We start from the raw sequence: 14,716 nt of genomic DNA on the forward strand, positions 1-14,716 counted from the left end.
TCCAATCGTCTTCTCTCTCCCGTTCAATGCTGTCACTCAGGGCTTACCACAAGCGATACGGCCAGCTGATTCCAGTCCGTGTGCTCCTTAAGCCGCTCATTCACTTCATCAAGTGTTATGGATTCATACAACTGAACAATTGAGAACAGGTCGCCGCCGCGGAAGCGGTAGCGCGTAAACTCATGGGCAATATTTTCCGGGGAATTCAGCATCCGCAGGTAGCCGCCGATCTTCTTCTTCACGGCCCGTTCAAAATCAGAACGTTCGAAACCGGCTTCAGCAAGCTTTGTCACTTCCTCTTTCACTGTGGAAATCAGCAGGTCCGGATCTCTTGTATCCCCGCCAACCGCCGAGAAGGAATAGTTAGTATCACTGTTGAACTCATGGCCGAAGCTGTCCGAGATCAATTCCATATCATACAGCTTTTGATACAGCTTGGTACTGGAGCCAAACAGCAGATCAAGCATCAGCTTCGTCACCAGATCTCTGCGGATCAGCTGTTCGCCGGCAAGCCCGACACGGGTGTCCTTGAAGCCAAACAGGCATTTCGGCAGGGACACAGGCAGTTTGATGACTTTCTTGGCTTCGGCGACGGCGTTCGGCTCCTGATCAAAAATACGCTCGATACTGCCCTGCGGTTTGTAATCCTTCTTGACTTGATTCTCTCTCACCAGCTCCAGCACCCGTTCCGGTTCTACACCGCCGACAACAAACAGAAGCATATTGCTTGGATGGTAAAAAGCGTTATAGCACGTGTACAGCGTCTCTTTGGTGATCGTGCCGATGGATTCAACCGTTCCGGCAATATCAATGTGCACAGGATGCACCTTATAGAAGGCTTCAATTAGCCCGAAATAGACGCGCCAGTCCGGATTGTCCTGATACATATTGATTTCCTGTCCGATGATACCTTTCTCCTTCTCTACGTTCTGATCGGTAAAGTAAGGATTCTGAACAAAGTTAACAAGCGTTTCGATATTCTCATAAACGTGATCGGTTGCCGAGAACAGATATACAGTCTGGTTAAAGCTGGTAAAGGCGTTTGCCGAGGCACCGTTTGATGCGAAAGTTGAAAAAATATCTCCTTCCGGCTCTTCAAACATTTTGTGCTCAAGGAAATGAGCAATGCCGTCGGGAACCTTCACTTCGTCCTGGCCTTCGACTTTAAAGTGGTTATCTATGGACCCGTATTTCGTCGAGAAGGTAGCGTACGTTTTGGAAAAACCAGGCTTCGGCAGTACATACACCTCAAGCCCGTTATCCATTTTCTCGTGATAGAGTGTCTCCTGCAGCTTGTCGTAAGTAATTTTCTCCACCGGTTATTCCTCCTTCTGGCCCGTCAGGAAATAGATCGTATCCAAATGGAAGGTTTGAGCCGCATCCACTATATCCTGCTGGGTTACCGCTTCAACCTGGGCCAGCAGCTCTTCAGCCGGCCGGTCTTTACCTGACAGCACACGGTTAAAATCATAGGCGATCATCTCAAAAGCGGAATCCTGCATTTCTTGCAGCTGGTTACGAATCATCGCTTTGGTCTGGCTCATTTCAAGTTCGCTGATTTGACCCTGGCGCATGCTCTCCAGCTGCTCCTTGATGATGTTAAGCGCCTTTTCGTAATTTTGGATTTCAATGCCCGACTGAATAGTTGCCAGACCTTTGTGGCCGTCGTAGCGCGATGAGGCGTAATAAGCCAAACTGGCCTTTTCCCGCACATTGACAAACAGCTTGGAATGCGGGTAGCTGCCGAGAATACCGCTGTACATGAGCGCCGAGGCATAACGGTCATCCCCATACGTAATCTCAGTCCGGAGGCCCATATTCAGCTTGCCCTGGTTAACGTTCAGGCGTTCGATGACGCTGTTTACCTCCCCTTTGCGGAACTCAACTGCGTCATGGCTGTATTCAGGAGAGCTGGTTCGGCTCAGCCGGAAGTATTTTTCAACTAGAGCTGTGACTTCCTCAAGCGTGGTATCGCCTACCACATAGAGATCGAGATGGGCGTTTTGCAGCCAGTCGCTGTAGGATTGGTACAAACTCTGCTCGGTGATCCCCTCCAGCTGCTCTCTGCTGCCAAGCGGGTTCAGGCGGTAAACGTCCCCTTTAAACATCTCTTCCATGCAGCGTTCTGCCGCATACCGGGCTTTATCATTAATAATGGATTCAAGCTTCTTGCGCACATTGTCTTTCTCCGCTTTCACGTAGGAGCTGCGGAATCCCCCGTTCTCGGTCAGCGGATTGGTGAACACGTCACCCAGGAATGAGAAGGTCTGCTGCAGCAGCGAATCGGCCGATTGAACAAAGTAGTCGTTGATGGTATCCATCCGGAACGTGACGATCTGGTAATTTCCCCGTTTATAAATATCAAAGCCGAAGCCGGCCCCGTACATATGTTCAAGCTGTTCTCGGAAAAGCGTGGTCTCCGGATAAGAAGCCGTCCCTCTGCGAAGCACAAACGGCGTTAATGCGGCCTTGGTCACGGTCTCTTCCTTAAGCGGCACGCCGGCATAAAGCGAAACGGCAAACGTTTTGAAACGTTTGGTGGGCAGCACGTGCACCCGAATCTGGTTCACCTGTCCCCGTTCAAACAGAGTTGTTGTCAAGGTCAAAACCCCTTTTCAAAAGACTGAAATTCATTTATGCCCAGAAAAATGTAGTTCCATTCTATACCAATTAACACGAAAGAAGCAACCAAGACGAACGCTCGGCTGCTTCTTTAAGCCTCATTACATGCAGAAGATATGCTGCCCGATTGTCTTCACTTGAGGCCGGCTCCAGATCCATTTGGAGGTTGCAGTTTCAGGGTTAAAGTAATAGATGCAGCCGCCGGTAGGATCCCAGCCATTCAGGGCTTGGCGTACAGCCTTTTTAGAAGATTCGTTAGGCGTCAGCCAGATCTGTCCGTCTGCAACCGCTGTAAAGGCACCGGGCTGAAAAATAACGCCGGAGACAGTATTCGGAAAATCAGGCGATTTGACACGGTTCAAAATGACCGCCGCTACTGCCACCTGCCCTTCGAAAGGCTCACCGCGCGCTTCGCCGTTGACTGCATTGGCCATTATGTTCAGATCATTTTCAGTTAAGTTCAAAGCATTTGCTGAACCAAGCGACGCTGCTTTCTCTTCACCTCCGCCCGCATTGCCTGCGGTATTTCCGGCAGTGGTTCCGGTATGGGCTCCAGCATTGCCCGCTTTACCGGCTGCAGTATCGGGGTTCGGATTGTAAGAGGAGGCCTGCGGCTTCCAGTTCTTAGTGGCATTATAAAGCTTCAGCTTTGTTTTTGCCCCGGCAACGCCGTCCGGCTTAATTCCAAACTTCTTCTGAAAAGTGTAGACCGCATCCCGGGTTGTCGTACCGTAATGGCTGTCCAGATCCCCATTGTAGTAACCAAGAAACTTTAACCGTCCCTGCAGTTCATACACATCCTGCCCATAGGCACCGACCTGCATGATCTGGGAAGAGAACGCAGGCGTGGACAGCTCTGCTGAGGACTGGCTGCTCTCCTGTCCCTGGTCTTCCGGCTCATGGAAATAAATCGATCCGACAACCATGCTGACCAGTGTAAGCATTAAACCGGCTGAAATCCAGTTTCTCATATTTGTCATACGCTTTAGCTCTACCTTTCTCTGTGGTTTAACCAAGTGTGGGTAACTTTAGTATGACAACCACATTCCGTTCCTATGCATCTTTTGAGGAAGGCAGAATAGCAAAAAAGACGTCCCGGCACAACAGCAGGACGCCTTTCTCTTAAACGTTATGAACTAATTCGGTTCTGATTGTACTGCTCCATGGACACCAGCACCTCTCGCGGCTTGCTGCCTTCATAAGGGCCGACTATCCCCCGCGCCTCCATGGAATCAATCAGACGTGCGGCGCGGGTATAACCGATCCGCATACGCCGCTGAAGCAGGGATACGGATGCCTGCTTGGCCTCGAGGATTATCTGCACGGCCTGATCATAAAGCTCATCAAGCACCTCCTCCAGCTCCTGCTGGGTGTCATCGACTTCAGGAACAAGAGACTCGTCATATTCAGCTTGTCCCTGGCTGCTCACATAGTGAACAATCGTCTCGACCTCCTGGTCACTCATAAACGCCCCCTGAACCCGCACCGGCTTGGACGCCCCCATAGGCATGAAGAGCATATCGCCCCGGCCCAGCAGTTTCTCCGCTCCCGCCATATCCAGAATCGTTCTGGAATCGACTTGAGACGAAACGCCAAACGCAATACGGGACGGGATATTGGCTTTGATAACCCCCGTAATAACGTCAACGGAAGGACGCTGTGTTGCTATGATCAGATGAATACCGGCAGCCCGGGCCATCTGGGCCAGACGGGCAATTGCATCCTCTACATCGTTCGCAGCCACCATCATGAGGTCTGCAAGCTCGTCCACGATCACGACAATATAAGGGAGGATGGCGTCCGGATTATCCTTCATCAAATTGTTGTAGCCCTCGATGTTCCGGGTACTCGATTTGGAGAATTTTTCATAACGCTTTTCCATTTCAACAACGATCTTCTTCAAAGCAAGAGAAGCGCGTTTCGGATCTGTTACTACCGGCGCCAGCAGATGCGGAATCCCGTTGTACACGTTAAGCTCGACCATTTTGGGATCGACCATCATAAACTTCACTTCATCCGGCTTTGCTTTGAACAAAATGCTGGTAATGATGCCGTTAATACATACGGATTTGCCCGAGCCCGTAGCGCCCGCAACAAGCAAATGGGGCATCTTGGCCAGATTGCCGACGATCGTCTGTCCGGAAATATCCCGGCCGAAGGCGATGGATAGTTTGGATTCGGCTTCCTGGAAGGTCGAGGTTTCCATAACCTCTCTCATCGTAACAACGGAAACCTCGCTGTTCGGCACCTCAATACCAATCGCAGATTTGCCTGGAATCGGAGCTTCCATGCGAATATCCTTAGCAGCAAGCGCGAGAGCAATATCATCTGTCAAACTCACGATCCGGCTGACTTTCACCCCGATATCCGGCTGAATCTCATAACGGGTGACCGCAGGTCCCCGTACAACCTCAAGCACCCTCGCTCTAACGCCAAAGCTCTCCAGCGTCGCTTCCAGCTTGCGGGCAGTGCCCATATAGTCGGCCTGATCACCGGATTTATTCCCGTTATTAGGCCTTGCCAGCAGACGGAATGGAGGAAGCTTGTACGGCTTAGGCTGAGGTTTAGGCGGTGCCGCGGCCGCGGCATTCTGCCCAGCAGAAGCAGCTGCAGCGGCCGGGGTTCCGCCCCCTTCTTCCCCTGCCGAAGTATTCTCGCCAGCATGGAACGCGTGCTCCATTTCTTCGCTGTCCTGATCTGTCAGACTGCCTGCATCACTCCGCGAAGCTTCAGAGCCGCTATAGCCGTGATCCTCATCCTCATCGGACAATGCGTCCTCATCAGCATCAGCAGAATAGAAATCGCGGTCTTCCTGTTCGTCAATGTACCCGCCGTTTTCCTTACGGATATGGTCGAAGAAGTCGCGAATGATAAGTCCGCGCTCTTCCTGCTCTTTAGGATTTATTACGATTGCAGGAGCAGGCCTGTCCATTCCAAGCCCGGAGAGGCTTATCTCTTTATCTCTAAACTCCCCTCTACCATAAGCAGGGCCCGCAGCAATGGCGGGGGAACTGCCTGCCTCAAAAGGCTCGTCGAAATCAGCCGCTTCCTGCTCTTCTGTCAGCTCTTGATTGCCTTTATAACCCAGCAGCTGGAAAAAGATCGGCTTCTTCCGTCCAGTCCCGGAAGCCGCTGCATCCGCCAAAGACTCGCTCGATGCCTCAAAATCTTCATCGTCGTCATCATCGTAAACCGGATTTACCGGCGCCGGACCCGTCTTTTTGTTTGATGCTGGCTTTGCTTTAACTTTTCCGCCTGCTGGAACCGCCCTTAGCGTCCGCAGCCTGCCGGCGATCAGCTCACCCATATTTAATAATCTTGATCGAACCAGTCTTCCCAGTTCTACAAAGGATAAATTCGTAATAAGCATAAAACTGATTGCGAACATCACAATCAGGATTAATTTGCTGCCAGTCAGTCCAAACAGCATATTAAGTAGAGCAAATTCGCCCGCACCTATGTATCCGCCGCTGATATCCAATTTATAAATGGAAACAGCGCCTCCATAATCCGGCATACTCAAAGCCTGCTGAAGATCAGAGCCTGTTCTGCTTAGAATCCAGCCTGGAGTCATATTACCCGCCGGAGACTGCTTTAATTCCATGGTTGTGATGGTATTCATCAGCACAAAAGACAATACGGCTAGCACCAGACCGCTCTTTCTGCTGCTCCATTTATTTGGCCAGTGACGTTGAATCATTACTGTAAGACCGGCGTATATGCCGATTAAAGGAATAACAAAATAAAATTTACCAAGCAGCAGAGCCGCCATTTTGGACAACGACCTGCCGACCGCCGCTTCCCCCGACAAAGCAATAATAGACAAGGTAATCAGGATGATCCCGTAGATTTCATACTTTAAAGTCCGGGTTAAGGCTGTCTTCTTCTTCTTGCGTTTCTTTGCGGCCACAGGAACACCTCCAGATGAATATTATACCATATTCTCTGGAGGCTACCTAGACAAAACCCGCATCATTATTGCTTATTCAGGAGGATGGGCATAAAGGCAATTTCTTGTCCCGGAGCCAGAGCAGGGTTCAAATAATCATTTAATCCGCAGCGGAGCAGACGGACAATCGTAGCTTTCTGATTGGCATCCATCCGCACCTGCATCAATATTCCGTTAAGATCCATCTCCATAAATTGCTCTTGCTGATCATACCCTTCCCAAAGCGCTTCCTCCGGTACGATGGTATAGATACTGCTCATTGAGTCAGACCTCCTTGATCCGATAAGGTCTTCTTGCCCTGAATCAGGCTGTTCAATTTGAGCATGGCCTCCCCAATGCCGCCAACCGCATCAATTAAACCAAATTTAACAGCGTCATGCCCGCCGACAGCCGTCCCGATGTCCCGATTCAGTTCGCCGGTCTTAAACATCAGCTCCTTGAATTTCTCTTCCGTAATGGAAGAGTGGCTGGTCACGAATTTGACGACACGCTCCTGCATCTTCTCAATGTATTCAAAGGTTTGCGGAACACCAATGACCAGTCCGGTCATTCGGATGGGGTGTATGGTCATTGTGGCACTTTCGGCAATTAAGGAATAATCAGATGAGACGGCAATCGGCACACCAATGCTGTGACCGCCCCCGATGACTACGGTGACTGTCGGCTTCGTAAGAGAAGAGATCATTTCAGCAATTGCAAGCCCAGCCTCCACATCCCCTCCCACTGTATTCAGCATAACTAGAATGCCTTCAATTTTCGGATTCTGCTCTGCCGCAACAAGCTGGGGAATCAAATGCTCATATTTCGTTGTTTTGTTCTGCGGCGGCAGCATAATATGGCCTTCAATTTGACCGATGATGGTCAAGCAATAAATGTCGGATGCTTCTGCAGTTGGAACCGAAGTTTGCCCCAGCTGCTGAATGGATTCAATAGCCTGTGACCCGGCTGCCTCCGGACCGCCAGGCCCCGGAGCTGGGTTAGGAATCGTCTCCGGTGTTTCATTGTCCGGCCCCTGTATCAAAGAACGTCTGCTCATGCTCTCATTCCTTTCGGCTTCTCTTTGACAAGTAGTATGCCGACAAACCTGTCACAGCATGCAAAAAAGCCCCTCCTCCCTTAGAAACCGTCCAATGTTTCCAGGGAGAAGAGGCGACTGTGTGACTGTTACAAGCAGATTAAACTTCCATGATGATCGGAAGAATCATTGGTCTGCGGCGGGTTTGCTCATAAAGGAAGCGTCCAAGCGCATCTTTAACATTCGTCTTCAGCGAAGCCCACTCGTTCACTTTCTCGATCATCAGCTTCTCAAGCGTACTGCTGACGATGCGGTTCGCTTCATCCAGAAGTCCCTCAGATTCACGAACATATACAAATCCTCTAGAGATAATATCCGGGCCGGAGACAATTTTGCCATCCTGCTTGCTCAGTGTTACGACAACAACCAAAATGCCGTCCTGGCTGAGCAGCTTGCGGTCACGCAGGACGATATTCCCTACATCGCCTACACCGAGACCGTCAATCAGCACATTGCCTGCCGGAACTTTGCCGGCTTTGCGTGCGACACCATTTTGAATTTCTACTACATCTCCGATATCTACAAGGAAAATGTTCTCATGCTCAACGCCTACGCTTTCACCGAGCAAAGCATGTCTGCGAAGCATCCGGTATTCACCGTGGATCGGAATGAAATATTTCGGCTTCATCAGGTTCAGCATCAGCTTCAGCTCTTCCTGACTGCCGTGTCCGGATACGTGAACACCGGAATTGGAGCCGCTGTAAATAACATTTGCGCCAAGGCGGAACAATTCGTCGATTGTCCGTCCGACATATTTTTCATTCCCCGGAACCGGTGTTGCAGCAATAATTACGGTATCTCCCGGCAAAATATCCACTTTGCGGTGCGTGGAACGCGCCATCCGCGTCAAGGCAGACATTGGTTCGCCCTGTGAGCCCGTGCACAGAATGACTACCCGGTCGGCAGCCATCTTGTTCACTTCTTCCGGTTCGATGATCAAACCGTCCGGAATATCCAGATAGCCAAGATCGGAAGCAATGCCTACCACATTAACCATACTGCGTCCAATGATCGTTACTTTGCGCCCTGTATGGTAAGCGGCATCCATAACCTGCTGAATCCGGTGAACGTTGGAAGCAAAGGTTGCAACCACTACTCTTTGGTCGGCCTTTCTAAAGATGTCGTCAAGCACAACACCGACATTCTTCTCGGACGGGGTAAAGCCCGGCTTCTCGGCATTCGTACTGTCTGACAGCAGGGCCAAAACGCCGCGGGAGCCGATTTCGGCCATTCGCTGCAAATCAGCAAATTGTCCGTTGACAGGCGTATGGTCAAATTTGAAGTCACCGGTATGAACGACATTCCCTTCAGGTGTCTCTACGCAGACGCCGACGGAATCCGGAATACTGTGGTTTGTAGCAAAAAAGCTAACTTTCAGCGTGCTGCCCAGCTGGATCTCGGAATCCGCATCAATCAGAATCCGCTTTGTTTCCCCGAGCAGGTTCGCTTCCTTCAATTTATTCTCAACAAGTCCGAGTGTCAGCTTTGTTCCGTAGACCGGAACATTCAAGTTCTTGAGTACGTACGGCAAACCGCCGATGTGGTCTTCGTGGCCGTGGGTCAATACAATCCCTCTGACCTTGTCGCGGTTCTCGGACAAATAGGAAATGTCTGGAATGACGATATCAATACCCAGCATGTCCTCCTCAGGGAATTTAAGACCTGCATCAATGACAACAATGTCATTGGCATACTGAATTACATACATGTTCTTCCCGATTTCGGCTACGCCGCCTAGCGCGAAGATACTTAGTTTGTCATTATTATTTTTTTTGGACAAGACGATCTAACCCTCCTATAATTTTGGACGTCATATTTTTTTGATTTAACGATATAAGAAAAGGACTTACTCCCCAAAAAGACAACATAAACGCAGTTGAAGAATAAACTTCCGCTGCTGGCGTCCCCAATGCGCATGTATCACTTTCTTCTGGAAGTTTGTTCTTATATTAAATTTAAAAATAAACCGCACCCAGTCACTTGAACCCATTATACATGATTATTTTGTCAAAAAACAAGTCAAGCGCGCCGCTTACATTTCCAGCTGAACCGCTCGTATGTAAAAAAACCAGCGCCCCAAAGGGACACCGGTTCAATCAAGACCTGTTAAACGAACAAATGAGTCCTTTAACCTTGGACAGCTTGAGCTGTAAGCAGGGAACGGATGTGGCTCTGCTCTTCTTCCGTGGCTGGAACCAGCGGCAGTCTGACGGAGCCGACTTTGATTCCAAGCTCATTCAAAGCGTATTTTACCGCTACCGGATTCGGTACAGGATGAGGACATTCAAACAAACCTTTAAAGACCGGAAGCAGCTTCTGGTGAAGCTTGGCTGCAGTGAGAACGTCTCCGGCTAAATAAGCATCAATCATCGCTTTCATGTCCGTTCCGGCTATATGGCTGGCTACGCTGACAATACCGTAAGCTCCCACGGCAAGCGTCGGCAGCGTAACGGAATCTTCACCCGAATACACTTTAAAATGAGCAGGAGCAGCTGCGGCAATAGCAGCAACCTGATCCAGCGGTGCGCATTCCTTCACGGCCACAATGTTATGAATCTGTGCCAGACGAAGGATGGTCTGCGCATTTAAGCTCACCACCGTACGGCTTGGAACATTATACAGCATGATCGGCAGAGAGGTTGAAGAGGCAATCGCTTTAAAGTGCTGGTACATGCCTTCCTGATTCGGTTTGTTATAATACGGGACGACCATAAGGGCCCCATCCACGCCTAGCTTCTCCGCTTCTTTCGTCAGTTTGATGGACGCCTCAGTGGAATTGCTGCCCGTGCCGGCGATAATTTTGCAGCGGCCGGCGGCATGCTTGACAGCAAAGTCAAACAGATTCAGCTTCTCCTCTGTAGACAGCGTTGGTGATTCACCTGTAGTTCCGCTAATGACAAGCGTTTCGGATTTCTGGTTTTCCACTAAATAATCTATAAGCTTGGCAGTCTGGTCCCAATCAATTTGCCCGTTCTCATCAAATGGCGTGACCATTGCCGTTACTAATCTTCCGAAATCCACACTACTTCCTCCTAACTGTAATTTGTTCCCGCGGCTTTAGCTGTAGCTGTTAAACCCTTTAAACGTGAAGCTCGAACTTCTTATGCAGCGCTCTTAGCGCCTGCACCATGTCTTCTTTATGAACAAGCACCCAAATGGTCGTATTGGAGTCGGCGGACTGCAGAATCTGAATGTCCTGTTCAGCCAGGGCTTCCACGATCTTGGCCATAATGCCCGGCACACCGTTGATCCCTCCTCCGATAACTGACACTTTAGCACATCCGCTCAAAATGCGGGGCTGCAGATGGAGCTCCTTCAGCTTCTCTACCGCTCTGTCCGCTTCATAGTCGAATACGGTATAGACGACTCCGCCAGGGGTAACATTAATAAAGTCTACACTAATATCATTCTCCGCCATAGCCTTAAAAACCTGCAGCTGCAGTCTGTGACTCCCCTCGCCGGACTCCACCACAATCTGGGTCACATTGCCTACATAGGCAATTCCGGTTACAAAACGGTCTACAATACCGGCCTGCACATCCTTAAAACCTTCCGGATTCGCAACAAGCGTCCCCTTGCTTTCGCTGAACGTAGATCTTACCCGTACCGGAATACCGGCCTGCATAGCAATCTCGACCGCTCTCGGATGAATAACCTTGGCTCCTTGATGAGCCATGTTGCAAATCTCGGCATAACTGACATAAGCCAGCGGTTTGGCATCTTCAACAACTCTTGGATCCGCAGTCAAAATACCGTTTACGTCGGTATAAATATCTACGATTTCTGCATGCAGAGCAGCACCGAGTGCTGTAGCTGAAGTATCGCTGCCTCCCCGGCCCAGGGTTGTAAAATCTCCGTTCGGGCTTGCGCCCTGGAACCCGGTTACGATCACAACCTGCTTGCTTTCGAATTCTTTAAAAATGCGGTCCGGAACGACGTCCAGTATACGGGCGCTGCCGTAATGTTCATCTGTCTTGAACCCGGCCTGCGCACCGGTCAGAACAACAGAGGAAATAGACCGGGCTTCCAGCAGGCTGCAAAGGACGGCTGCCGAAATCATTTCCCCGCAGCACATCAATAAATCCCTCTCCCGAGACGGAAGCGCGTCTCCATTAGCAGCAGCCAAGTCCAGCAGCGTGTCGGTCGCATAGGGATCGCCTTTACGCCCCATGGCGGACACAACTACAACCAGGCGAAAGCCGTCGGCAAGCTCTCTCTTGATATGGCTAATTACATGTTCCCTGGCTTCCGGTGCAGCGAGAGAGGTGCCGCCGAATTTTTGTACCAAAATGCGCATGGATCTAACCTCCATAAAAATTAAAACTGCTATGCAGCCTCATAAAAATACGGAACAAGCTTATGAAGCTCGTATTTAAGAAAAGAACGGCCGATTTCTCGGCCGTCTGTTTGTTTAATCCAAATTAAGATTTGGCAACAAATTGTTCTGCGATTTGAACGGCGTTCCAAGCGGCTCCCTTGAGCAGATTATCCGAAACGATCCACAGGTTGAGTGCGCGGCTGTTTGTCAGATCACGGCGGATCCGGCCGACAAACACGTCATTTTTGCCAGCTGCATCAGCAGCAAGCGGATAGGCCTGCTGGGCAGGATCATCAATGACGGTTATTCCAGGCGCTTCCTCCAGCAGCTGTTTCACTTCGCCTAGATCATAATCCTGCTTCAGTTCAACATAGACTGACTCGGAATGCCCGTAGACGACAGGGATGCGCACGCATGTTGCTGTTACTTCAACCGAATCGTCGCCCAGGATCTTCTTGGTTTCCCGAACCATTTTCATTTCTTCCAGCGTATATCCGTTATCCTGGAATTTATCAATTTGAGGAATCGCATTAAACGCGATCTGATGTTTAACCGGAAGGGATCCGACCGGCAAAATATCCGGGTTTGTTTCGTTGTTCTCAAGGATATCCCGGGTCTGGCGCTTCAGCTCATCAATCGCTCTGGCACCTGCGCCGGAAACGGCTTGATATGTGGATACGATAACCCGTGAGATGCCAAATTTATCATAGAGCGGCTTAAGGGCCGCAACCATTTGAATGGTGGAACAGTTCGGGTTGGCAATGATGCCTTTATGCTCCCAAATCTTCTCGGCATTCACTTCCGGAACAACAAGCGGGGTATTTTCATCCATGCGGAAAGCATTCGTATTGTCAATGCATACAGCACCGTGACGAACCGCGTGCGGAGCGAGCTCCTTGGACACATCGCCGCCAGCGCTGAACAGCGCAATATCGATTCCTTCGAAGCTTTCCGGACGAGCTTCTTCTACGACAACTTCCTGTCCCTTAAAGGTAACGACAGTTCCCGCGGAACGGGCGGATGACAGCAGCTTAAGCTTGTCGATCGGAAAATCCCGTTTCTCTAGTAGGTTTAATATTTGTTCTCCAACGGCTCCTGTCGCCCCAACTACAGCGACATTCCATTTCGTTTTGCTCATCTGGTGCGTCTCCCCTCAAAGATCTATTGTTTATAGTTCTATAATTAATTGCAGTGTTCGAAAATAATCCTTTCGTCTCCGTCAGGCCTTGACATGCTGGATAATCATCGGCTGCATTTGTTTGCCCTGCAGAGCTGCATAACAGGTCTCAGGAATCAAACTCATATCCGCAACCAGCGAATTAGGCTTGCCGGCCGGATTGTCCTGCCCAAACGGTACGAAATAAAAATTCTTCGCTACGAGCAGTTTGGCAATGTTGGCCGCGTTAAGCCCCAGGCCGTCATTTGTAGATACAGCGATAACAACGGGCTTATGGTTGCGGAGCATGGCTTTGGCTGCCATTAATACAGGACTGTCCGTCATGGCATTAGCCAGCTTGCTGGTTGTGTTCCCTGTGCAGGGAGCGATGACAATAATGTCAAGCTTACCGGAAGGTCCGAGAGGTTCGGCATCTACAATTGAAGAAATGATATCATTCCCCGTCAATTCTTTCAACTGCTTTTGCCAATGTTCCGAGGTGCCGAAGCGTGTGTCCGTCGTCATTACCGACTGCGAAGCAATCGGAATTACCTTAGCACCCAGCTGTACGAAACGCGAAACCTGCTCCATAACCTCTTCAAGCGTACAGTGCGAACCTGTAAGCGCATAGCCTACTGTTTTGCCTTCAAAATTCACCGTTCATCCCCCCGTGTCATAAACTCCTCTTCCATTGACTGGCAAATGCAATTAGCCATAATTATTCCAGCCGTACGGGGAGCGACAATTCCGGGCAGACCAGGGGCCAGGATCGCCTTGATTCCGCGCTTCTCGGCAAAACGGAAATCCGTTCCTCCAGGAGCTGAAGCAAGGTCGATAATAACCGCCTTTGGAGATAGTTTTGATAGGACTTGTGCTGTGATAATCATATTCGGAATTGTATTAAAAATCAAGTCAAAGCCGCTCGCCTCATCGGCCAAATCCTGCGTCAGGAAAGGGTTCCAGCCCATCTCCTCCGCCCTTGCATACTGCTCTTTCCTCCTCACGCCCATCCTGACTTTCGCCCCGATTCCCTGGAGCGTTCTCGCCATGGTAAAGCCTGTTCTCCCCATGCCAAGCACTGCACATACAGAACCGTGTATGGTGATATCGGTGTTTTGTATGGCAATCATCAGCGCTCCTTCAGCCGTTGGAATGGAGTTATAAATCGCCACCTCGTCCCGGTCGAGCACCTGAATGACCTTTATGCCGTACTTTTCACACAGCTTAAGCAGGTATGGCTTCGCCACACCTGTATAGATCAAGGCATGCTTGGGGAGCGCAGCAATCAGCTCTTCCTTCAGCACCAGCTTCTCTTCGGAAAAAGAAGAGCTGACAACGCCGCCGTCATTGCAGCTTAGAACAGGCAGTATGAGCGCATCCGCTTCAGACAGCAGCTCCGCGGTCAGCCTTTCGCTGGACACTCCCTGAGGCAGTGTCTTCAGCTGATCAAAGCCGGAGAGCTTGACGTTAGCATCCAATTCCGTGCATTTTCCGATGACTTCCAGCTGGCGCGCATCGCCTCCCAGAAAAACAATCGTCTGTCCGGTAAGCATGATAGGATGTCACTCCCTTCAGTGACTACTGTTATGGATGTAT

12 protein-coding genes are annotated in these 14,716 nt (G+C 50.2%); all 12 read right to left on the reverse strand.

Translation table 11 applies throughout. The features are described 5' to 3' along the window. Nucleotides 1-32: 32 nt before the first annotated feature. A complete protein-coding gene (yfmH, locus tag FCN15_RS05290; protein WP_138493917.1) occupies nucleotides 33-1,316 on the reverse strand; it encodes an EF-P 5-aminopentanol modification-associated protein YfmH in 1,284 nt (427 codons plus the stop codon). A 3-nt stretch (nucleotides 1,317-1,319) separates the two neighbouring features. Continuing rightward, a complete protein-coding gene (yfmF, locus tag FCN15_RS05295) occupies nucleotides 1,320-2,600 on the reverse strand; it encodes an EF-P 5-aminopentanol modification-associated protein YfmF (RefSeq protein ID WP_138493918.1) in 1,281 nt (426 codons plus the stop codon). A gap of 123 nt (nucleotides 2,601-2,723) precedes the next feature. Continuing rightward, nucleotides 2,724-3,602, reverse strand: a complete 879-nt coding sequence (gene sleB, locus FCN15_RS05300; protein ID WP_138493919.1) for a spore cortex-lytic enzyme — start codon at nucleotides 3,600-3,602, stop codon at nucleotides 2,724-2,726. A gap of 149 nt (nucleotides 3,603-3,751) precedes the next feature. Then, complete coding sequence (locus FCN15_RS05305) at nucleotides 3,752-6,532, reverse strand: FtsK/SpoIIIE family DNA translocase (RefSeq protein ID WP_138493920.1); 2,781 nt, start codon at nucleotides 6,530-6,532, stop codon at nucleotides 3,752-3,754. Between the two features lie 65 nt (nucleotides 6,533-6,597). Next, nucleotides 6,598-6,831: a YlzJ-like family protein gene (locus tag FCN15_RS05310; RefSeq protein ID WP_138493921.1), complete on the reverse strand. Its 234-nt coding sequence runs from the start codon at nucleotides 6,829-6,831 to the stop codon at nucleotides 6,598-6,600. After that, entirely contained in the window at nucleotides 6,828-7,607 is a 780-nt protein-coding gene (locus tag FCN15_RS05315; protein ID WP_138493922.1) for a ClpP family protease, read from the reverse strand. Before FCN15_RS05315 ends, FCN15_RS05310 begins: the two co-directional genes overlap by 4 nt. Before the next feature lie 139 nt (nucleotides 7,608-7,746). Continuing rightward, nucleotides 7,747-9,426, reverse strand: coding sequence for a ribonuclease J (locus tag FCN15_RS05320; protein ID WP_138493923.1), 1,680 nt, complete (start codon nucleotides 9,424-9,426; stop codon nucleotides 7,747-7,749). Between the two features lie 347 nt (nucleotides 9,427-9,773). Next, complete coding sequence (gene dapA, locus FCN15_RS05325; protein ID WP_138493924.1) at nucleotides 9,774-10,667, reverse strand: 4-hydroxy-tetrahydrodipicolinate synthase; 894 nt, start codon at nucleotides 10,665-10,667, stop codon at nucleotides 9,774-9,776. Nucleotides 10,668-10,725: 58 nt separating this feature from the next. Further along, nucleotides 10,726-11,943 (reverse strand): aspartate kinase, encoded by a 1,218-nt coding sequence (dapG, locus tag FCN15_RS05330; protein ID WP_138493925.1) that lies wholly within the window; start codon nucleotides 11,941-11,943, stop codon nucleotides 10,726-10,728. 124 nt (nucleotides 11,944-12,067) lie between these two features. After that, nucleotides 12,068-13,102 carry an aspartate-semialdehyde dehydrogenase gene (locus tag FCN15_RS05335; RefSeq protein WP_138493926.1) on the reverse strand — a complete coding sequence of 345 codons (1,035 nt, stop codon included), beginning with the start codon at nucleotides 13,100-13,102 and terminating at the stop codon, nucleotides 12,068-12,070. Between the two features lie 81 nt (nucleotides 13,103-13,183). Then, nucleotides 13,184-13,777, reverse strand: coding sequence for a dipicolinate synthase subunit B (locus FCN15_RS05340; RefSeq protein WP_138493927.1), 594 nt, complete (start codon nucleotides 13,775-13,777; stop codon nucleotides 13,184-13,186). Then, the gene (gene dpsA, locus FCN15_RS05345; protein WP_138493928.1) at nucleotides 13,774-14,673 is read right to left on the reverse strand and encodes a dipicolinate synthase subunit DpsA; all 900 of its coding nucleotides are present in this window, start codon (nucleotides 14,671-14,673) and stop codon (nucleotides 13,774-13,776) included. Before dpsA ends, FCN15_RS05340 begins: the two co-directional genes overlap by 4 nt. Nucleotides 14,674-14,716 lie beyond the last annotated feature (43 nt).

The organism is Paenibacillus pinistramenti, assembly GCF_005869875.1.
GTDB classification, from domain to species: Bacteria; Bacillota; Bacilli; order Paenibacillales; family Paenibacillaceae; genus Fontibacillus; species Fontibacillus pinistramenti.

Bases quoted from the DNA above. Each gene is read 5' to 3' on its own strand.
- sleB (WP_138493919.1), bottom strand. From the start codon at position 3,602: ATGACAAATATGAGAAACTGGATTTCAGCCGGTTTAATGCTTACACTG.
- FCN15_RS05310 (WP_138493921.1), bottom strand. From the start codon at position 6,831: ATGAGCAGTATCTATACCATCGTACCGGAGGAAGCGCTTTGGGAAGGG.
- FCN15_RS05315 (WP_138493922.1), bottom strand. From the start codon at position 7,607: ATGAGCAGACGTTCTTTGATACAGGGGCCGGACAATGAAACACCGGAG.
- dapG (WP_138493925.1), bottom strand. From the start codon at position 11,943: ATGCGCATTTTGGTACAAAAATTCGGCGGCACCTCTCTCGCTGCACCG.
- FCN15_RS05335 (WP_138493926.1), bottom strand. From the start codon at position 13,102: ATGAGCAAAACGAAATGGAATGTCGCTGTAGTTGGGGCGACAGGAGCC.
- dpsA (WP_138493928.1), bottom strand. From the start codon at position 14,673: ATGCTTACCGGACAGACGATTGTTTTTCTGGGAGGCGATGCGCGCCAG.